The sequence below is a fragment of the Streptomyces sp. NPDC060031 genome (assembly GCF_042736805.1).
Lineage (GTDB): Bacteria > Actinomycetota > Actinomycetes > Streptomycetales > Streptomycetaceae > Streptomyces.
Genome location: NZ_JBHWVM010000087.1, coordinates 14,020 through 33,916, shown reverse-complemented (window position 1 = coordinate 33,916; position 19,897 = coordinate 14,020). Strand labels below are relative to the sequence as shown.

The 19,897-nt window shown below is 70.5% G+C and carries 19 protein-coding genes; 11 read left to right on the top strand and 8 right to left on the bottom strand.

Going from position 1 to position 19,897, the window contains the following annotated elements:
• Positions 1-115: 115 nt before the first annotated feature.
• The 4 genes from opcA to tkt are packed head-to-tail and all read right to left on the bottom strand — an operon-like array spanning position 116 to position 5,908.
• A complete protein-coding gene (gene opcA, locus ACFWB8_RS29725) occupies positions 116-1,138 on the bottom strand; it encodes a glucose-6-phosphate dehydrogenase assembly protein OpcA (protein WP_385233800.1) in 1,023 nt (340 codons plus the stop codon).
• Positions 1,135-2,661, bottom strand: a complete 1,527-nt coding sequence (gene zwf / locus ACFWB8_RS29720) for a glucose-6-phosphate dehydrogenase (protein WP_385233797.1) — start codon at positions 2,659-2,661, stop codon at positions 1,135-1,137. Before zwf ends, opcA begins: the two co-directional genes overlap by 4 nt.
• A gap of 5 nt (positions 2,662-2,666) precedes the next feature.
• Positions 2,667-3,785 (bottom strand): transaldolase, encoded by a 1,119-nt coding sequence (gene tal, locus ACFWB8_RS29715; RefSeq protein WP_385233794.1) that lies wholly within the window; start codon positions 3,783-3,785, stop codon positions 2,667-2,669.
• Positions 3,786-3,820: 35 nt separating this feature from the next.
• The gene (gene tkt, locus ACFWB8_RS29710; RefSeq protein WP_385233791.1) at positions 3,821-5,908 is read right to left on the bottom strand and encodes a transketolase; all 2,088 of its coding nucleotides are present in this window, start codon (positions 5,906-5,908) and stop codon (positions 3,821-3,823) included.
• Positions 5,909-6,180: 272 nt separating this feature from the next.
• On the opposite strand from tkt, the gene ACFWB8_RS29705 reads away from it, so the two are divergent.
• From ACFWB8_RS29705 to ACFWB8_RS29695, 3 genes are all read left to right on the top strand, one after another.
• A complete protein-coding gene (locus ACFWB8_RS29705) occupies positions 6,181-7,122 on the top strand; it encodes a heme o synthase (RefSeq protein ID WP_385233788.1) in 942 nt (313 codons plus the stop codon).
• A 15-nt stretch (positions 7,123-7,137) separates the two neighbouring features.
• Positions 7,138-7,509 carry a hypothetical protein gene (locus ACFWB8_RS29700; protein ID WP_385233786.1) on the top strand — a complete coding sequence of 124 codons (372 nt, stop codon included), beginning with the start codon at positions 7,138-7,140 and terminating at the stop codon, positions 7,507-7,509.
• Positions 7,510-7,658: 149 nt separating this feature from the next.
• A complete protein-coding gene (locus tag ACFWB8_RS29695) occupies positions 7,659-8,753 on the top strand; it encodes an amidohydrolase family protein (RefSeq protein ID WP_385233783.1) in 1,095 nt (364 codons plus the stop codon).
• Between the two features lie 20 nt (positions 8,754-8,773).
• Here the strand turns inward: ACFWB8_RS29695 and ACFWB8_RS29690 are convergent, their stop codons facing one another.
• The 4 genes from ACFWB8_RS29690 to ACFWB8_RS29675 all read right to left on the bottom strand — a co-directional run bounded on the left by ACFWB8_RS29690 (position 8,774) and on the right by ACFWB8_RS29675 (position 12,675).
• Complete coding sequence (locus tag ACFWB8_RS29690) at positions 8,774-9,742, bottom strand: heme A synthase (RefSeq protein WP_385233806.1); 969 nt, start codon at positions 9,740-9,742, stop codon at positions 8,774-8,776.
• A gap of 25 nt (positions 9,743-9,767) precedes the next feature.
• Positions 9,768-10,904, bottom strand: a complete 1,137-nt coding sequence (locus tag ACFWB8_RS29685) for a hypothetical protein (protein WP_385233780.1) — start codon at positions 10,902-10,904, stop codon at positions 9,768-9,770.
• An 80-nt stretch (positions 10,905-10,984) separates the two neighbouring features.
• Positions 10,985-11,752 carry an ABC transporter permease gene (locus ACFWB8_RS29680; RefSeq protein WP_385233777.1) on the bottom strand — a complete coding sequence of 256 codons (768 nt, stop codon included), beginning with the start codon at positions 11,750-11,752 and terminating at the stop codon, positions 10,985-10,987.
• Positions 11,749-12,675 (bottom strand): ABC transporter ATP-binding protein, encoded by a 927-nt coding sequence (locus tag ACFWB8_RS29675; RefSeq protein ID WP_385233774.1) that lies wholly within the window; start codon positions 12,673-12,675, stop codon positions 11,749-11,751. The genes ACFWB8_RS29680 and ACFWB8_RS29675 overlap by 4 nt, the downstream gene beginning before the upstream one ends.
• Before the next feature lie 377 nt (positions 12,676-13,052).
• Between ACFWB8_RS29675 and ACFWB8_RS29670 the strand changes: the two genes are divergently transcribed.
• From ACFWB8_RS29670 to ACFWB8_RS29635, 8 genes are read left to right on the top strand one after another with little or no spacing between them, the layout of a single operon-like run.
• A complete protein-coding gene (locus ACFWB8_RS29670; RefSeq protein WP_385233771.1) occupies positions 13,053-13,814 on the top strand; it encodes a helix-turn-helix transcriptional regulator in 762 nt (253 codons plus the stop codon).
• On the top strand, positions 13,811-15,226 hold the full coding sequence (gene sufB, locus ACFWB8_RS29665; protein WP_073914009.1) for a Fe-S cluster assembly protein SufB: 1,416 nt from the start codon (positions 13,811-13,813) through the stop codon (positions 15,224-15,226). Before ACFWB8_RS29670 ends, sufB begins: the two co-directional genes overlap by 4 nt.
• A 60-nt stretch (positions 15,227-15,286) precedes the next feature.
• Positions 15,287-16,465 carry a Fe-S cluster assembly protein SufD gene (sufD, locus tag ACFWB8_RS29660; protein WP_385233768.1) on the top strand — a complete coding sequence of 393 codons (1,179 nt, stop codon included), beginning with the start codon at positions 15,287-15,289 and terminating at the stop codon, positions 16,463-16,465.
• Complete coding sequence (locus tag ACFWB8_RS29655; RefSeq protein WP_385233765.1) at positions 16,465-16,782, top strand: bifunctional 3-phenylpropionate/cinnamic acid dioxygenase ferredoxin subunit; 318 nt, start codon at positions 16,465-16,467, stop codon at positions 16,780-16,782. Before sufD ends, ACFWB8_RS29655 begins: the two co-directional genes overlap by 1 nt.
• Before the next feature lie 7 nt (positions 16,783-16,789).
• The gene (gene sufC / locus ACFWB8_RS29650) at positions 16,790-17,554 is read left to right on the top strand and encodes a Fe-S cluster assembly ATPase SufC (protein WP_385233762.1); all 765 of its coding nucleotides are present in this window, start codon (positions 16,790-16,792) and stop codon (positions 17,552-17,554) included.
• Positions 17,551-18,807, top strand: coding sequence for a cysteine desulfurase (locus tag ACFWB8_RS29645; protein ID WP_385233759.1), 1,257 nt, complete (start codon positions 17,551-17,553; stop codon positions 18,805-18,807). Before sufC ends, ACFWB8_RS29645 begins: the two co-directional genes overlap by 4 nt.
• Before the next feature lie 24 nt (positions 18,808-18,831).
• A complete protein-coding gene (sufU, locus tag ACFWB8_RS29640) occupies positions 18,832-19,293 on the top strand; it encodes a Fe-S cluster assembly sulfur transfer protein SufU (protein WP_365920813.1) in 462 nt (153 codons plus the stop codon).
• Entirely contained in the window at positions 19,290-19,634 is a 345-nt protein-coding gene (locus ACFWB8_RS29635) for a metal-sulfur cluster assembly factor (protein ID WP_215020285.1), read from the top strand. The genes sufU and ACFWB8_RS29635 overlap by 4 nt, the downstream gene beginning before the upstream one ends.
• The last annotated feature ends 263 nt before the right edge of the window (positions 19,635-19,897 follow it).

Genomic DNA, 19,897 nt, shown 5'->3' with positions numbered 1-19,897 from the left:
CTTCTTTTTTTAAAACCACCCCCCCTCGGGGGCCCCGCTGTGGGGGTGGGGGGGGGGGGGCCCGGGGGGGGGGGGGGGCCCCCCCCCCCCCCCCCCCACCGCAGGACCGTGCGTGCTACTTGGCCGCGGCCTTCTTGGCCGCCTTGGGCGCCGGCTTCGGGGCCCCGGCCGGAGCCGGAGCCGCAGCGGGCGTCGGCTCGGCCGGTACGGCCGCAGCCTCCAGGCGGGCCACGCCGAACTTCAGCGCGGACTCGTAGGTGTTGTCCGGGTCGAGCCGGCGCAGCTCCTCCGCCAGCAGCTCGGCCGTTTCCCGGCGCTTGAGCGCCACCGCACGGTCGGGCTGACCCGGCATGCACAGCGTCGCCAGCGCCCCGTCCGCGCGGTCCAGGACGATCTCGCCGTCCTTGGTCTCCATGCGGACGGCGGTGAGGCCCGGGCCTCCGGACAGGGTCCGCTTGACGGGCACGCCGAGGCGGTCCGCCAGCCACATGGCCAGCAGCTCGCAGCTCGGGTTGTCGTCCTCGCCCTCGACGCTCGCCGAGGCGACCGAGTGGGCCTGCTGGTCCAGCGCGGCGGCCAGCATCGACCGCCACGGGGTGATCCGGGTCCAGGACAGGTCCGTGTCCCCGGGGGCGTAGGCTGCCGCCCGGGTGGCGAGAGCCCCGATCGGGTTCTCGCAGGAGTACGTGTCCGTGATCCGGCGCTGCCCCAGGGCACCCAGCGGGTCGCCCGCCAGGTCCGACGGAGCGCCTTCGGGCCACCAGACGACCACGGGGGCGTCCGGCAGGAGGAGCGGGAGAACCACCGACTGGGCGTGGTCGACCAGTTCACCGTGAAGGCGGAGCACAACCGTTTCGCCGGTGCCGGAGTCCGCCCCGACGCGGACTTCCGCGTCGAGACGGGCGTCGCGGCGGCTGCGCGGCGAGCGGGCGGCCCGCTTGATGACGACGATGATCCGCGAAGGGTGTTCGTGGGAAGCGTCCTTCGCCGACTTGAGCGCGTCGTACGCGTTCTCCTCGTCGGTCACGATCACCAGCGTGAGGACCATGCCGATGGCCGGCGTGCCGATGTCCCGGCGCGCCTGCACCAACGCGGCATTGATCTTGCTGGAGTTGGTCTCCGTGAGGTCGATCTTCATGGCCGGCGCCAGCTCCGTCCGTCTCGTGCGAGCATCTCGTCCGCCTCGACCGGTCCCCAGGTGCCCGCCGGGTACTGCGCGGGCTTGCCGTGCTTGTCCCAGTACTCCTCGATCGGGTCGAGGATGTTCCAGGACAGCTCGACCTCCTGGTGGCGCGGGAAGAGGTTCGCGTCACCCAGCAGGACATCCAGGATCAGCCGCTCGTACGCCTCGGGGCTCGACTCCGTGAAGGACTCGCCGTAGGCGAAGTCCATCGTCACGTCCCGGACCTCCATGGAGGTGCCCGGAACCTTGGAGCCGAAGCGCACCGTCACGCCTTCGTCGGGCTGGACCCGGATGACCAGGGCGTTCTGCCCCAGCTCCTCGGTCGCGCCCGACTCGAACGGCAGGTACGGGGCCCGCTTGAAGACCACGGCGATCTCGGTCACCCGGCGGCCCAGGCGCTTGCCGGTCCGCAGGTAGAACGGGACGCCCGCCCAGCGGCGGTTGTTGATCTCCAGGCGGACGGCCGCGTAGGTGTCGGTCTTCGACTTGGGGTCGATGCCGTCCTCTTCGAGGTACCCGACGACCTTCTCGCCGCCCTGCCAGGCCGCCGAGTACTGGCCGCGCACGGTGTGCTTGCCCAGGTCCTCGGGCAGCTCCACCGCGGTCAGCACCTTGAGCTTCTCGGCCACCAGCGCCTTGGGGTGGAAGGAGCCGGGCTCCTCCATCGCCGTCAGCGCGAGCAGCTGGAGCAGGTGGTTCTGGATGACGTCGCGGGCCGCGCCGATGCCGTCGTAGTAGCCGGCCCGGCCGCCGATGCCGATGTCCTCCGCCATGGTGATCTGCACGTGGTCGACGTACGACCGGTTCCAGATCGGCTCGAACATGGTGTTGGCGAAGCGGAGCGCCAGGATGTTCTGGACGGTCTCCTTGCCCAGGTAGTGGTCGATCCGGAAGACCTCGTCACGAGGGAAGACCTCGTGGACGACCTTGTTGAGCTCCTCGGCGCTCTTCAGGTTGTGGCCGAAGGGCTTCTCGATGACGGCGCGCCGCCACGAGCCCTCCTTCTGCGCCAGCCCGTGGTCCTTGAGCTGCTGGACCACCTTGGGGAAGAACTTCGGCGGGACGGACAGGTAGAAGGCGAAGTTGCCGCCCGTGCCCTGCGCCTTGTCCAGCTCCTCGATCGTGGCCTTCAGCGTCTCGAAGGCCGCGTCGTCGTCGAAGTCGCCCTGGACGAAGCGGCAGCCCTGTACCAGCTGCTGCCAGACCTCTTCACGGAACGGCGTACGGGAGTGCTCCTTGACGGCGTCGTGGACCTCCTTCGCGAAGTCCTCGTCCTGCCACTCGCGTCTGGCGAAGCCGATCAGCGAGAAGCCCGGCGGGAGCAGCCCGCGGTTGGCCAGGTCGTAGACGGCAGGCATCAGCTTCTTGCGCGACAGGTCACCCGTAACGCCGAAAATGACCAGGCCGGACGGCCCCGCGATGCGCGGGAGCCGCCGGTCCTGTGCGTCACGAAGCGGGTTCGCTCCGTTTACAAACAAGGTGTTCAGGCCTCCGTGGGGGCAAGGCGGGCAAGCTCCGCCTCGGTCGACTTCAGCAGGTCGTTCCAGGACGCCTCGAACTTCTCGACGCCCTCGTCTTCGAGCAGCTGCACCACATCGTCATACGAAATGCCCAGCTTCGCGACCGCTTCGAGCTCATTGCGCGCCTGCTCGTACGTGCCGCGGATGGTGTCGCCGGAGACCACGCCGTGATCGGCGGTGGCGTCCAGGGTGGCCTCGGGCATGGTGTTCACCGTGCCGGGGGCGACCAGGTCCACCACGTACAGGGTGTCCTTGTACGCCGGGTCCTTGACGCCGGTCGAGGCCCACAGCGGGCGCTGCTTGTTGGCGTGCGCCTTGTCCAGGGCGGCCCAGCGTTCGCCGGAGAAGACTTCCTCGTACGCCTCGTAGGCCAACCGGGCGTTGGCGAGCGCCGCCTTGCCCTTGAGGGCCTTGGCCTCGTCGGTGCCGACCGCGTCCAGGCGCTTGTCGATCTCGCTGTCCACGCGGGACACGAAGAAGGAGGCGACCGAGTGGATCTTGGAGAGGTCCAGGCCCGCGGTCTTCGCCTTCTCCAGGCCCGCCAGGTAGGCGTCCATGACCGCGCGGTAGCGCTCCAGCGAGAAGATCAGCGTGACGTTGACGCTGATGCCCTTCCCGATGACCTCGGTGATCGCCGGCAGGCCGGCTTCGGTCGCCGGGATCTTGATGAGCGTGTTCGGGCGGTCCACCAGCCAGGCGAGCTGCTTGGCCTCGGCGATGGTCGCCGCGGTGCTGTGCGCCAGGCGCGGGTCGACCTCGATCGAGACCCGGCCGTCCTGGCCCTCGGTCGCGTCGTAGACCGGGCGCAGGATGTCGGCGGCGTCGCGGACGTCCGCCGTGGTGATCATGCGGATCGCCTCTTCGACGGTGACCTTGCGGGCGGCGAGGTCGGCGAGCTGCTGCTCGTAACCGTCACCGCTGCTGATCGCCTTCTGGAAGATCGACGGGTTGGTGGTGACACCGACCACGTGCTGCTGGTCGATGAGCTCGGCCAGGTTGCCGGACGTGATCCGCTTGCGGGACAGGTCGTCCAGCCAGATCGCCACGCCCTCGTCGGAGAGGCGCTTGAGTGCGTCTGTCATGGGAATTGCATCTCCTACTGGTCTGGGTACGGGCGTCAGCGCGCGGCGGCGGCGAGCGATTCCCGGGCGGCGGCGGTCACGGCCTCGGGGGTGAAGCCGAACTCGCGGAACAGCACCTTCGCGTCGGCCGAGGCACCGAAGTGCTCCAGCGAGACGATCCGGCCGGCGTCGCCGACGTAGCGGTGCCAGGTCAGGCCGATGCCGGCCTCGACCGCGACACGCGCCTTGACGGAGGGCGGCAGGACGCTGTCCTTGTACTCCTGGCTCTGCTCCTCGAACCACTCCACGGAGGGCATCGAGACCACGCGGGCGGGAACGCCCTCGGCCTGGAGCGCCTCGCGCGCGGCCACGGCGAGCTGCACCTCGGAACCGGTGCCGATGAGCACGACCTGGGGGGCGCCGCCTTCGGCCTCGAAGAGCACGTAACCGCCCTTGGCGGCGTTCTCGTTGCGCTCGTACGTGGGCACGCCCTGGCGGGTGAGCGCCAGACCGTGCGGAGCGCCCTTGCCGAACACCTTGGTGTGGCGGCGCAGGATCTCGCGCCAGGCGATGGCGGTCTCGTTCGCGTCGGCCGGGCGGACCACGTTCAGGCCCGGGATGGCGCGCAGCGAGGCGACGTGCTCGACCGGCTGGTGGGTCGGGCCGTCCTCGCCGAGGCCGATGGAGTCGTGCGTCCACACGTACGTCACCGGCAGGTGCATCAGGGCGGACAGCCGGACGGCGTTGCGCATGTAGTCGGAGAACACCAGGAAGGTGCCGCCGTAGATACGGGTGTGGCCGTGCAGGGCGATGCCGTTCATGGACGCGGCCATGGCGTGCTCGCGGATGCCGAAGTGGATGGTGCGGCCGTACGGGTCGGCCTCCGGCAGCGGGTTGCCCACCGGCAGGAACGAGGAGTTCTTGTCGATGGTGGTGTTGTTGGAGCCGGCGAGGTCGGCCGAGCCGCCCCACAGCTCCGGGATGACCGCGCCGAGCGCCTCGAGCACCTTGCCGGAGGCGGCGCGGGTGGCGACACCCTTGCCGGTCTCGAAGACGGGGAGCTCGTCCTCCCAGCCCGCGGGCAGCTCGTTGGCATTGATGCGGTCGAACTCCGCGGCGCGCTCCGGGTTGGCCGTGCGCCAGGCGGAGAAGTCCTTCTCCCACGCGGCCTTGGCCTCGCGGCCGCGGTCCCCGAGGGTGCGGGTGTGCGCGAGCACCTCGTCGGAGACCTCGAAGGTCTGCTCCGGGTCGAAGCCGAGCACGCGCTTGGTGGCGGCGACCTCGTCGTCGCCGAGGGCCGAGCCGTGCGAGGCCTCGGTGCCCTGGGCGTGCGGGGCGGGCCAGGCGATGATCGAGCGGGCCGCGATGAAGGACGGGCGCCCGGTCTCGGCCTTGGCTGCCTGGAGGGCGGCGTACAGCGCCTTCGGGTCGAGGTCGCCGTTGTCCTGCTGCGCGACGCGCTGGACGTGCCAGCCGTACGCCTCGTAGCGCTTCAGCGTGTCCTCGGAGACGGCCGTCTCCGTGTCGCCCTCGATGGAGATGTGGTTGTCGTCCCACAGCAGCACCAGGTTGCCGAGCTTCTGGTGACCGGCCAGCGCGGACGCCTCGTGGGAGATGCCCTCCTGCAGGCAGCCGTCGCCCGCGATCGCGTAGACCATGTGGTCGAAGGGGGAGGTGGCCGCGGGGGCCTGCGGGTCGAACAGACCGCGCTCGTAGCGGGCGGCCATGGCCATGCCCACCGCGTTGGCGACGCCCTGGCCCAGCGGGCCGGTGGTGGTCTCGACGCCGGCCGTGTGGCCGTACTCCGGGTGGCCCGGGGTCTTCGAGCCCCACGTGCGGAACGCCTTGAGGTCGTCCAGCTCCAGGCCGAAACCGCCCAGGTAGAGCTGGGTGTAGAGGGTCAGGGACGAGTGGCCCGCGGAGAGCACGAAACGGTCGCGACCGACCCACTCCGGGTCCGCCGGGTCGTGGCGCATCACCTTCTGGAAGAGGGTGTACGCGGCGGGGGCCAGGCTCATCGCCGTGCCCGGGTGGCCGTTTCCGACCTTCTGGACCGCGTCCGCGGCCAGGATGCGGGCGGTGTCAACGGCCCGCTGGTCCAGTTCGGTCCACTCGAGCTCTGTGGTGGTCGGCTTGGTGCTCACCGTTTTTCAGGGCTCCTCTCCACATGTCTGTTCCCGGTACGAACGGTGCACCGGCGCGATTCCGAGCCTACCCCCGCCACGGCGTGCAGCTATTCGAGTACCCGCGGTCCGTCGTGACGTCTGGGCGCCGATCGGACCAACACGGGGTGACCCCCGCGCGGGACGGGATAAGAGCTACGTCTACAGTGGCGTGGTACGCGCAAGTCCTTACCGGGCCTTCCTATCCGAAGCGTCTGCGCCGGAGCTTGCTGGATTCTCTGTCAGGGGTGTGCGTGACGGCCGTCGAATCCCGTCCAGCGGGGGTGCTCGGGACGAGCCCCGGTCACCGGCCGCTCGGGGCCCGGGCCATGGCTTTCGTGGCATTGACCAAGCCGCGGATCATCGAACTTCTGCTGATCACCACAGTGCCGGTGATGTTCCTCGCCGAGCAGGGCGTGCCCTCGCTCTGGCTGGTCCTCACGACCTGCTTCGGCGGCTACCTGTCCGCGGGCGGCGCCAACGCGCTGAACATGTACATCGACCGCGACATCGACGCGCTGATGGACCGCACCTCGCAGCGACCGCTGGTGACCGGCATGGTGAGCCCGCGCGAATGCCTGGCGTTCGGCATCACCCTCGCCGTGGTTTCCACCCTCTTCTTCGGCCTGCTCGTCAACTGGCTGTCGGCGGCCCTCTCGCTCGGTGCGCTCCTCTTCTACGTCGTGGTCTACACGATGCTGCTGAAGCGGCGCACCGCCCAGAACATCGTCTGGGGCGGCATCGCGGGCTGCATGCCGGTGCTCATCGGCTGGTCGGCCGTCAAGAACGAGGTCTCCTGGGCCGCGGTCATCCTCTTCCTCGTCATCTTCTTCTGGACGCCGCCGCACTACTGGCCGCTGTCGATGAAGGTGAAGGACGACTACGCGCGTGTCGGCGTCCCGATGCTCCCGGTCGTGGCCGGCAACCAGGTCGTGGCGCGCCAGATCGTCCTCTACAGCTGGGTGATGGTGGCGGTCTCGCTGCTGCTGACCCCGCTGGGGTACACCGGCTGGTTCTACACCGCGGTCGCGCTGGTGGCGGGCGGCTGGTGGCTGTGGGAGGCGCACGCGCTGCACGCGCGGGCCAAGGCCGGCGTGACGGGCGCGAAGCTCAAGGAGATGCGGCTGTTCCACTGGTCCATCACCTATGTGTCGCTGCTCTTCGTGGCGGTGGCCGTGGATCCCTTCCTCCGTTGATTACTCGCCGGTAGCATGCCTTCCATGGCAGACACCACGGCAGAGACCGCAGGCAGCGAAGGCGCCGCGGCCAAGAAGCAGGAGCGCACGGCGGCGAAGCTGGCCAGGCAGATCGGCGCGTTCGCCAAGCAGCACGGCGGCGTCGAGGGCCACCTCGCCCACATCGGCCAGGCCGGCACCCGGATCGTGCTCGTCGGCACGGACGGCGGCTGGGGCGACCTGGTGGCCCCGGCGTACGAGGTGGCGCAGCTCGCCGCCGAGAAGGCCGGGCTGACCCTCCACGAGGAGTTCGACGGGGAGTTCGCCGCGCGCGTGAAGACCGGGCCGTACGAGTGGGACCGGATGGCCGGCATCCAGCTCGGCGGAAACCCGAACCCGGCGGCCTGACCCCGCGCCGGGCGGCCTGACCCGGCCCGCGGCGGCCTGACCCGGCGCCCGGGGAGCGCTCGGTCAACAGCGCGAGCAACACCTCACACCCCGCTCACCCGTTAGGACGTGTGGAAGCCCCTTCCTCACGTCCGCAACGGGATGCCCGGATGATCGAAACGCCGCCCCTGGTGGACCAGTACTGCCAGGGAGTGCTCCGCACGGAGCTGGGTCTCGGCACCTTCGAGGCCCAGTTGATCCGCTCCGCCGGCCCGCCCGCCGCCGGCACCACCTTCTTCGACACCCAGACCGGCTTCGCGGTGCGCCGCTGGTGCCCGCCGCTGCTCGGCCTCGAACCGCACTGCGCTCCCGCCCGCTACCTGGCCCGGCGCCGTGAACTGGGCGCCGCCGAGTCCGCCCGGCTGCTCCTGCGGGGCTCGGGGGTCGCCGCGTACCTGGTCGACACCGGTGCGGACGGCGACCTCACCGGACCCAAGGAGCTGGCGCTCGCCGGGGACGCCGAGGCCTTCGAGGTGGTCCGCCTGGAGCTGCTGGCCGAGCAGGTCGCCGACACCTCCGGGACGGTGGCCGCCTTCCTCGCCAACCTCGCCGAGGCCGTCCACCACTGCGCCGCCGGGGCCGCGGCCTTCTCCTGCGGTGCCACCCCGGCCCTGGACCCCGAGCCGCCCGGCCCGGGGGAGGTGCGCGGGGCGGCCGACCGGTGGCTGGCCCGCCGGACCAGGGGCGAGGCCGTACGGGACCCCGTACTCCTGCGGCACCTGCTGTGGAGCGCGGTGTCGTCCGGGCTGCCGCTGCAGCTGCACACCGGCACGGCCGCGGGTACGGCCGCGGGCGATGCGGGGCCGCCGACCGGGTTCGTACGGGCCACCGCGGGCCTGGGCACGCGCCTCGTGCTGCTCGGCGGATACCCGCAGCACCGCCGCGCCGCGCAGCTGGCGGCGGCCTTCCCGCACGTGTACGCCGATGTCGGCGCGGCCCTCGGGCAGACCGGGGCCCGCGCCTCGGCGGTCCTGGCCGAGCTGCTGGAGATCGCGCCGTTCGGCAAGCTGCTCTTCTCAAGCGGCGGGCGGCGGCTGCCCGAACTGCACGCGGTGGGCGCCCTGGTGTTCCGGGAGGCCCTGGGCCGCGTACTGGGCGGTTGGGTCGCCGACGGGGCCTGGTCCTGGCCGGACGCGGGCCGGGTGGCCGCCATGGTCGCGGCGGGCAACGCCCGCCGCGTCTACCGGCTGGACGGGCGCGGCTGACGCTCCGACCGGCCGGAGCGTCAGACGGTGGACAGCTGCGCGTCGCCCTGGGCCGGGATCTCCGCCTGCGCCGCCGGCCGCTCGCGCAGGCTCAGCGCGACGCGGAGCACCGCGATCCACACCAGGCAGGAGCCGAGCATGTGCGCGGCGACCAGGGCCTCCGGCACCTTGGTGAAGAACTGCACGTAGCCGATGCCGCCCTGGGCGAGCAGCACGATCAGCAGATCGCGGGCGCGCGCCCGGGTGTCGGCGGGGGCGTCCACCACGCGCAGCACCAGCCACATGGCCACGGCGAGCGCACACACCAGCCAGGCGGCGACGGCGTGCACATGGGCGGTGGTCGACCAGTCGAACGGCATGCGCTTGATCTCGCTGCTGTCGCCGGCGTGCGGACCGGAGCCGGTCACGATCGTGCCCGCCGCGATGAGCACCACGGTGGCCGCGAGCATCGTCCACGACAGCTTGCGCACCGGACCGGGCACGCGCGGCCGGGCATCGGTGTCACCCTCGCGGGTGCGCTGCCAGGTGATCGTCGCCACGGTGATGAGCGAGGTGGCGAGCAGGAAGTGCCCGGCCACGCTGTAGGGGTTGAGCCCCGTCATGACGGTGATGCCGCCGAGCACGGCGTTGCCCATCACGATGGCGAACTGGAGCCAGCCGAGCCGGGTCAGCGAACGGCGCCAGGGCTTGGCCGAGCGGGCGGCGATGATCCCCCAGCCAACGGCCGCGCAGAGCACGTACGTCAGCATGCGGTTGCCGAACTCGATGGCACCGTGGATGCCCTGTTCCCGGGTCGCGACCAGGCTGTCGTCGGTGCACTTGGGCCAGGTGTCGCAGCCGAGACCTGATCCGGTCAGCCGCACCGCGCCGCCCGTGACGACGATGACCACGCTCATCAGGAGCGCGGCGGCCGCGGCCCGCCGGACGGTCCGGGACGACGGAGTCCAGCGGCTGGCGATGTAAGCGAGAGGGGTCAACACGGCCCTTATCGTACGCGGACCCTTGTGCAAACTTTCACGAGGGGGTGGCCGCCGGGGCGTCCGGGCCGACGACCAGCCGGAACCTGGCCCCGGCGGGGTCGCCTTCGGCGTGCCACCAGACGCGGACCCGCCAAAGGGCGCTGTCGCCGGGGTAGTCGGCCGACGCCGCGAAGCCCCGTACCAATTCGGACCCTACGTCCTCTGCTGTCCTGTTCCTCACCTCTGCACCGCTGTGCCACGGATGAGACGGTACGTTCCACAGCCCGTCAGGACCCCGCACCTCGACGCGCCACACCGCGACCCAGGGGGTGACCTCCAGCATCGTGCGTACCTGGTCCCCCTCCAGGTGAAGCCGGACCGCGATCTCGGACTCCGCCGCGCCCTGGATCCGGGCGGCCACCACGGCCTGGGGCAGCAGCCGTTCGGGCAGCAGACCCCGGGTGCGCAGGCTGACCAGGGAGTCGAAGGACAGGAAGCGCAGCCGCAGTTCGAGCTGGCGGCCGATGTGGTCCAACGCCTCCTCGGCCTCCTGGGACTCCTCGGAGCCCGGATCGGCGAGCAGCAGGCGACGGAAGTCACCCTCGGCGTCCACCGCCCAGGCCACCGCGTCCTCGGCGAGACCCAGCTCCGCGAGCCGGTCGCCGAGGAAGACCTTCGCCTGCGCGAGCCCGCGCTGGTTGACCGGGTCCTCCTGGTCCAGGGAGGCCCAGACGCCGACCGCGCCGCGGGTCAGGTCGCGGGCGCGCTCACCGGCCGCCCGCTCCATGGCACTCGGACCGTTCTCGGACCCGGGGCCGAGCGGGTGCCGGGGCAGCCGCTCCGCGTCGCTCAGCGGCCAGGACAGCCATACCCCCTGGTTGATCAGGCCCCGGGCGTACCAGCGGGCGTACTCCGGGGCGTGCCCGGCCGCCTGCTGGGAGAACCGCAGCCCCTCCTCGATCGCGGCCAGCGCCCCGGCCCGGTCGGCGCCCGCGAAGCGCCGCGCCGCCAGGTCGCCCAGGCGCAGCCCGAGGCGGGCGGCGCACTCCGCGTCCGTACGGGCCGGCTCGCGCAGGGCCCCGATCAGCTCGCCCAGCAGAGCGTCGGCCTCCGCCGGCTCCGCCTGCGCCGCGCCCGACCGGATCCGTGCCCACTGCTCGTCCAGCCGCAGAACGGCCTCCCGCTGCGCCATGCCCGCCCCCCGGCGTCTGTGGTGCGCTGTCGTGTGGAGGCGCCCATCCTCCTCGCAACGTCAAGCCCAGGGGAAGGGATTCACTCCCAGCGGAAGTAGCGCGCGGCGGCGCCCAGACCGAGTACGGACCAGCCGGCCAGCACGGCCGCGTCGCCCCACGGCAGCGCGGCCCCGTGCTGGAGCACCTCGCGCAGACCGTCGGACAGGGCCGAGATCGGGAGCAGGCCGAGAACGGACTGCACCGCGCCCGGGAACTTCTCCAGCGGCACGATCACCCCGCCGCCGACCAGCAGGAGCAGGAAGACCAGGTTGGCGGCGGCCAGGGTCGCCTCGGCCTTGAGGGTGCCCGCCATCAGCAGTCCGAGGCCGGAGAAGGCGGCCGTGCCGAGCAGGATCAGCACGGCGGCCGAGAGCGGGTTGCCGTGCGGGGACCAGCCCAGGGCGAAGGCGATCGCCGTCAGCAGCGCGATCTGCAGCACCTCGGTGACCAGCACGGACAGGGTCTTGGCGGCCATCAGCGCCCAGCGCGGCAGCGGCGAGGCCCCGAGCCGCTTCAGCACCCCGTAGCGGCGGTCGAAGCCGGTGGCGATGGCCTGGCCGGTGAAGGCCGTGGACATCACCGCGAGCGCGAGGATCCCCGGAGCCAGGAAGTCGACCGACTTCTCGCTGCCCGTGTCGATGATGTCGACGGCGGAGAAGAGGGTCAGCAGCAGCGCCGGGATGATCACGGTCAGCAGCAGCTGCTCCCCGTTGCGCAGCAGCATCCGGGTCTCCAGCGCCGTCTGCGCCAGGATCATCCGGGACACGGGCGCGGCCCCCGGGCGGGGGGTGAACGTACCGGCGCTCATGCGCGCAGCTCCTTACCGGTCAGTTCGAGGAAGACGTCTTCGAGGGTGTGCCGCTCGACGGAGAGGCTGTCCGGCATCACGCCGTGCTGCGCGCACCAGGAGGCGACCGTGGCCAGCAGCTGCGGGTGGACGTCGCCGGTGACCCGGTAGGTGCCCGGGGTGAGCTCGGCGGCCTGGGTGCCGTCCGGCAGGGCCTTCAGCAGCGAGGCGAGGTCGAGGGCGGGGCGGCCGGTGAAGCGCAGGGTGTTCTCGGCGCCGCCGCGGCACAGCTGCTCGGGGGTGCCGTGGGCGATGACCTTGCCGGCGTCGATGACGGCGACCTCGTCCGCGAGCTGCTCGGCCTCGTCCATGTGGTGGGTGGTGAGGACGACGGACACCCCGTCGGCGCGCAGTTCCCGTACGAGGTCCCAGGTCGCGCGGCGGGCCTGCGGGTCCAGGCCCGCGGTCGGCTCGTCCAGGAAGACCAGTTCGGGGCGGCCCACGACGGCCATGGCGAGGGCCAGGCGCTGCTGCTGGCCACCCGAGAGCCGGCGGTAGGCGGTGCGGCCGCAGCCGCCGAGGCCGAGGCGTTCCACGAGGGCGTCGACGTCGAGGGGGTCGGCGTACAGCTTGGCCATGTGGCGCAGCATCTCGACGGCCCGGGCGCCGGAGTAGACGCCTCCGGACTGGAGCATCACGCCGATGCGGGGGCGCAGGGCCTCGGCCCGGGTGACGGGGTCGAGGCCGAGGACGCGGACGGTTCCGGCGTCGGGGCGGCGGTAGCCCTCGCAGGTTTCCACGGTGGTCGTCTTGCCCGCGCCGTTGGGGCCCAGGACCGCGGTGACGCGGGCCCTGCGGACGGTGAGGTCCAAGCCGTCCACCGCTGTCTTGGGGCCGTACCGCTTCACCAGTCCGCGGATCTCCACGGCGGGGTCGTTGCTCATGAAGGGTGAGTCTACGGAGCGGGGCGAGGCGTCCGGAGAGGGGGCGTGGGTCCCGCGGTGGCCGCTCTCGCCGCGGTGGGATTCGAACACCGCGTCGGGGACACGGCTCTCTTCAGCCTCGCGATCCTGGATGGCCCAGCGCCATTCAGTGATCTTTTCCGGAACTCGATGGTTACCGTGCCGGGCAACGTCGTGGGCGGGGGATTGCTGGTGGGGGCCGTTGGCGGGTTCACCGGCGGGGGTCCGCGGCAGGGCGGAGAGTCGACTTCCACTTAACTCTCCGTGGATAAATAAGGTAACCCTTAGTGATAGAGGCCACCTGGAGTGGCCTCGGTCACGGCTTGTCGGAGCTCGACTAATTACGCAACAATGGCGTTGTGAAATACGGCGAACGGCAGACAGAGACCCCCCAGGGGGAACTGGCGACCGGGGAGCGGTCAACCCGCAACCGGGTCGCGCGGTCCATCCTGGACCACGGTCCGTCCACCGTCGCCGACCTCGCCCAGCGCCTCGGCCTCACCCAGGCGGCCGTCCGCCGCCACCTCGACACGCTCGTCGCCGACGACGTGGTCGCATCCCGTGAGCAGCGCGTGTACGGCGCGCGGACCCGGGGCCGGCCCGCCAAGGTCTTCGCGCTGACCGACTGCGGCCGCGACGCCTTCGACCAGTCCTACGACACGCTCGCCGCGGACGCCCTGCGCTGGATCGCGCAGTCCGTGGGCGGCGGGGAGCAGGGGGAGGCGGCCGTCGCCGCCTTCGCCCGGGCCCGGATGGAGACGCAGGCGGTGAGCTACCGCGAAGCCCTGGAGGCGGCCGCCCCCGCGCAGCGGACCGAGGCCCTCGCCAAGGCGTTGACCGCGGACGGGTACGCTGCTACGGCGAAGAGCGCTCCCGGTCCGCACAGCGGTGAACAGCTCTGCCAGCACCACTGCCCGGTCGCTCACGTCGCCGAGCAGTTCCCGCAGCTCTGCGAGGCGGAGACCGAGGTCTTCTCCCGCCTGCTCGGGACGCATGTGCAGCGTCTCGCCACGATCGCCCACGGCGACGGGGTGTGCACCACGTTCATTCCGCGAGGCGCGGGCGCCCCACACACTGACACATCAGTATCTGCAAGCACGGCCGGGAGGAACCCCGCATGACCACGGAGACTGCTCACCCTGAGCTCGATGGCCTGGGCACCTACGAATACGGCTGGGCCGACTCCGACGCGGCCGGCGCCGCTGCCAAGCGGGGTCTGTCCGAGGATGTCGTCCGCGACATCTCGGCCAAGAAGTCCGAGCCGGAGTGGATGCTGAAGCTCCGCCTCAAGGGCCTCAAGCTGTTCGACAAGAAGCCCATGCCGAACTGGGGCTCCGACCTCTCGGGCATCGACTTCGACAACATCAAGTACTTCGTGCGCTCCACCGAGAAGCAGGCCGCTTCCTGGGAGGACCTGCCGGAGGACATCAAGAACACGTACGACAAGCTCGGCATCCCGGAGGCGGAGAAGCAGCGCCTCGTCGCCGGTGTCGCGGCCCAGTACGAGTCCGAGGTCGTCTACCACCAGATCCGCGAGGACCTGGAGGAGCAGGGCGTCATCTTCCTCGACACGGACACCGCGCTCAAGGAGCACCCGGAGCTCTTCCAGGAGTACTTCGGCACGGTCATCCCGGTCGGCGACAACAAGTTCGCGTCGCTGAACACCGCCGTGTGGTCGGGCGGCTCGTTCATCTACGTGCCCAAGGGCGTCAAGGTCGACATTCCGCTCCAGGCCTACTTCCGTATCAACACGGAGAACATGGGCCAGTTCGAGCGGACGCTGATCATCGTCGACGAGGACGCGTACGTCCACTACGTCGAGGGCTGCACCGCCCCGATCTACTCCTCGGACTCGCTGCACAGCGCCGTGGTCGAGATCATCGTGAAGAAGGGCGGCCGCTGCCGCTACACGACCATCCAGAACTGGTCGAACAACGTCTACAACCTGGTCACCAAGCGCGCCGTGGCGTACGAGGGCGCGACCATGGAGTGGGTCGACGGCAACATCGGTTCCAAGGTCACCATGAAGTACCCGGCCGTCTACCTGATGGGCGAGCACGCCAAGGGCGAGACGCTGTCCATCGCCTTCGCGGGCGAGGGCCAGCACCAGGACGCCGGCTCCAAGATGGTCCACATGGCGCCGTACACCTCCTCGAACATCGTCTCCAAGTCGGTGGCGCGAGGCGGCGGCCGCACCTCGTACCGAGGCCTCGTGGAGATCGGCGAGGGCGCCCACGGCTCGAAGTCCAACGTGCTGTGTGACGCGCTCCTGGTCGACACCATCTCCCGCTCGGACACGTACCCCTACGTGGACGTCCGCGAGGACGACGTGTCCATGGGCCACGAGGCGACCGTCTCCAAGGTCTCCGACGACCAGCTCTTCTACCTGATGAGCCGCGGTCTGACGGAGTTCGAGGCCATGGCGATGATCGTGCGCGGCTTCGTCGAGCCGATCGCGCGTGAGCTGCCGATGGAGTACGCGCTGGAGCTGAACCGGCTGATCGAGCTGCAGATGGAGGGCTCGGTCGGTTAGTCCCGACCGCCCGATTTCCGCAGACATTCTTTGACGTAGGAAGAGAGCACGAAGACAGCCATGGCTGAGGCTCAGAACATTCCGGCGGGTTCGACCACCGCCGGCGCGATCGCGGTGGCCGCCGAGTCCACCGTCGCCACCCGGATGAGCGCCCCCCCGTCCTTCGACGTGGCGGACTTCCCCGTGCCCCACGGCCGCGAGGAGGAGTGGCGCTTCACCCCGCTGGCGCGCCTGCGTGGTCTCCACGACGGCACCGCGGTCGCCAACGGCACCATGAAGGCCCAGATCGACGCGCCCGAAGGCGTCACGATCGAATCGGTGGAGCGCGACGACGCCCGCATCGGCAAGGCCGGCACCCCGGCGGACCGGGTCGCCGCGCAGGCGTTCTCGTCCTTCGCCAAGGCCACGGTCGTCACCGTGCCCAAGGAAGCCGTCCTGACCGAGCCGGTGCGCGTCTCGCTGCACGGCGAGGGCGGCACCACCTTCGGCCACACCGTCTTCGACGTCCAGGCCTTCGCCGAGGCCGTCATCGTCATCGACCACACCGGTGACGGCGTGCGCGCCGCCAACGTCGACTTCCTCGTCGGCGACGGAGCCAAGCTCACCGTCGTGTCCGTGCAGGACTGGGACGCCACCGCCGTCCACTGCTCCCAGCACAACACGCTGGTCGGCCGCGACGCGACCTTCAAGTCGATCGTGGTCACCTTCGGCGGCGACGTCGTACGCCTGCACCCGCGCGTGACGTACGCCGGCCCCGGCGGCGACGCCGAGCTCCTCGGCCTGTACTTCACCGACGCCGGCCAGCACCAGGAGCACCGCCTCCTGGTCGATCACAGCGCCCCGCACTGCAAGTCGCACGTGGTCTACAAGGGCGCGCTCCAGGGACAGGACGCCCACGCGGTCTGGATCGGCGACGTGCTGATCGAGAAGACCGCCGAGGGCACCGACACCTACGAGATGAACCGCAACCTCGTCCTCACGGACGGCGCGCGGGTCGACTCGGTGCCGAACCTGGAGATCGAGACCGGCGAGATCGTCGGCGCCGGCCACGCCTCGGCGACCGGCCGCTTCGACGACGAGCAGCTCTTCTACCTGCAGGCCCGCGGCATCCCGGCCGACGAGGCCCGCCGCCTGGTCGTGCGCGGCTTCTTCGCCGAGCTCGTCCAGCAGATCGGTGTCCCGGACATCGAGGAGCGCCTTCTCGCGAAGATCGAGGTCGAGCTCGAGGCGTCGGTCTGATGACTTACCTCAAGGCCTGTGCGCTGAGCGAGCTGGAGGAGAACACCCCCAAGCGGGTGGAACTCGACGGCACGCCGGTGTCCATCGTCTCCGCCGAGGGGGAGGTGTTCGCGATCAACGACATCTGCTCGCACGCGAACGTCTCGCTCTCGGAGGGCGAGGTCGAGGACTGCATGATCGAGTGCTGGCTGCACGGGTCGTCCTTCGACCTGCGCACCGGCAAGCCGTCCAGTCTGCCCGCGACGCGCCCCGTACCCGTATACCCCGTAAAGATCGAAGGGGACGACGTGCTCGTCTCCCTCACCCAGGAGTCTTGAGGTATCCATGGCAACGCTTGAAATCCACGACCTGCACGTCTCCGTCGAGGCCGAAAACGGTGCGCGCGAGATCCTCAAGGGCGTCGACCTCACCGTCAAGCAGGGTGAGACGCACGCCATCATGGGTCCGAACGGCTCCGGCAAGTCCACCCTGGCGTACTCCCTCGCCGGTCACCCGAAGTACACCATCACCGGTGGCACCGTGACCCTCGACGGCGAAGACGTCCTGGAGATGTCCGTCGACGAGCGCGCCCGCGCCGGCGTCTTCCTCGCCATGCAGTACCCGGTCGAGGTCCCCGGCGTCTCGGTCTCCAACTTCCTGCGTACGTCGGCCACCGCCATCCGTGGCGAGGCGCCGAAGCTGCGTACCTGGGTGAAGGAGGTCAAGTCCGCGATGGAGCAGCTCCAGATGGACACGGCCTTCGCCGAGCGCAACGTCAACGAGGGCTTCTCCGGCGGTGAGAAGAAGCGCCACGAGATCCTTCAGCTGGAGCTCCTCCAGCCGAAGATCGCGATCCTCGACGAGACCGACTCCGGCCTGGACGTCGACGCCCTGCGCATCGTCTCGGAGGGCGTCAACCGCGTCCGCGAGACCGGTGAGGTCGGCACCCTGCTGATCACCCACTACACGCGCATCCTGCGCTACATCAAGCCCGATTTCGTTCACGTCTTCGCGAACGGTCGCATCGCCGAGTCCGGTGGCGCCGAGCTGGCGGACCAGCTGGAGGCCGAGGGCTACGACAAGTACGTGAAGGGTGGCGCAACCGCGTGACACAGCTGCCTGGCCTCCTCGACATCGAGGCGATCCGCAAGGACTTCCCCCTTCTGGATCGTGTGGTCCACGACGGGAAGAAGATCGTTTACCTGGACAACGCGGCGACTTCGCAGAAGCCGCGCCAGGTGCTCGACGCGCTGAACGAGTACTACGAGCAGCACAACGCCAACGTCCACCGCGGCGTGCACGTGCTCGCCGAGGAGGCCACGGCGCTGTACGAGGGCGCTCGCGACAAGATCGCCGCCTTCATCAACGCGCCGAGCCGCAACGAGGTGATCTTCACCAAGAACGCCTCGGAGTCGCTCAACCTGGTCGCGAACATGCTCGGCTGGGCGGACGAGCCCTACCGGGTCGACCGCGAGACCGAGATCGCCATCACGGAGATGGAGCACCACTCCAACATCGTCCCGTGGCAGCTGCTCTCGCAGCGCACCGGCGCGAAGCTGAAGTGGTTCGGCCTGACCGACGACGGCCGGCTCGACCTGTCCAACATCGAAGAGGTCATCACGGAGAAGACGAAGATCGTCTCCTTCACGCTGGTCTCCAACATCATGGGCACGGTCAACCCGGTCGACGCGATCGTGCGCCGGGCGCAGGAGGTCGGCGCGCTGGTGCTGATCGACGCCTCGCAGGCCGCTCCCCACATGCCGCTGGACGTCCAGGCCCTCGGCGCCGACTTCGTGGCCTTCACCGGCCACAAGATGTGCGGCCCGACCGGCATCGGCGTGCTCTGGGGCCGCCAGGAGCTGCTCGAGGACCTGCCGCCGTTCCTCGGCGGCGGCGAGATGATCGAAACCGTCTCGATGCACTCCTCGACGTACGCCCCGGCGCCCCACAAGTTCGAGGCCGGTACGCCCCCGATCGCCCAGGCCGTCGGCCTCGGCGCGGCCGTGGACTACCTGACCGCGATCGGCATGGACAAGATCGCCGCGCACGAGCACGCGATCACCGAGTACGCGATCAAGCGTCTCGCCGAGGTGCCCGACCTGCGGATCATCGGCCCCACCACGGCCGAGGACCGCGGCGCCGCGATCTCCTTCGTGCTCGGTGACATCCACCCGCACGACGTCGGCCAGGTACTGGACGAGCAGGGCATCGCGGTCCGCGTGGGACACCACTGCGCCCGCCCGGTCTGCCTCCGGTACGGAATTCCGGCGACGACGCGAGCGTCTTTCTATCTGTACTCCTCTCCGGCGGAGGTCGACGCACTGGTCGACGGGCTGGAGCACGTACGGAACTTCTTCGGATAGCGACGGCGAGGGCGACGAGGCGCAGTGAAGCTGGAATCGATGTACCAGGAACTGATCCTGGACCACTACAAGCACCCGCGCGGGCGCGGCCTGCGCGACGGCGACGCCGAGGTGCACCACGTCAATCCGACATGCGGCGACGAGATCACGCTGCGCGTGAAGTATGACGGCGAGACGCTCACCGACGTCTCCTACGAAGGCCAGGGCTGCTCCATCAGCCAGGCCGGCGCGTCCATACTGAACGAGCTGCTCGTCGGCAAGGAGCTCGCCGAGGCTCAGAAGATCCAGGCCGTGTTCCTGGAGCTGATGCAGTCCAAGGGCAAGATCGAGCCCGACGAGGAGATGGAGGAGGTGCTGGAGGACGCGGTCGCGTTCGCCGGTGTCTCCAAGTATCCGGCGCGGGTGAAGTGTGCTCTGCTGAGCTGGATGGCGTGGAAGGACGCGACCGCCCAGGCACTGGGCGACGCCGAGAGGAAGACGGCATGACCGAGAACGCGACACCCGAGGCGTCGATCAAGCCGGCCACCGAGGAAGAGGTCCGCGAGGCCCTCTACGACGTGGTCGACCCCGAGCTGGGCATCGACGTCGTCAACCTGGGCCTGATCTACGGCATCCACGTCGACGACGCGAACATCGCCACCCTGGACATGACGCTGACGTCGGCGGCCTGCCCGCTGACGGACGTCATCGAGGACCAGGCGAAGTCGGCGACGGACGGCATCGTCAACGAACTGCGCATCAACTGGGTCTGGATGCCCCCGTGGGGCCCGGACAAGATCACGGACGACGGCCGTGAGCAGCTGCGCGCGCTCGGCTTCAACGTCTGAGCCACCGCACTTCGAGAAGGGGCCCCCGCCCCCCCCGGGGGCCGGCGCGGTGTACGGGGCCCGGGGGGGGCCGCCGGGGGCGGGCGGCGGGCGGGGGGGGGGGGCCGGGGGGCGCGGGCCCACCGGCGGCCCGCGCGGGGGGGGGCGCCCCCCCGGGGGGCCCCCCCGGGGGGGGGGGCGGGGGGGGGGGGGGGGGGGGGGGGGGGCGCGACCCGGCAGACGGTGCTGGCGCTCCAGCCGTACTCGGACGTGGTGGTCTTGCC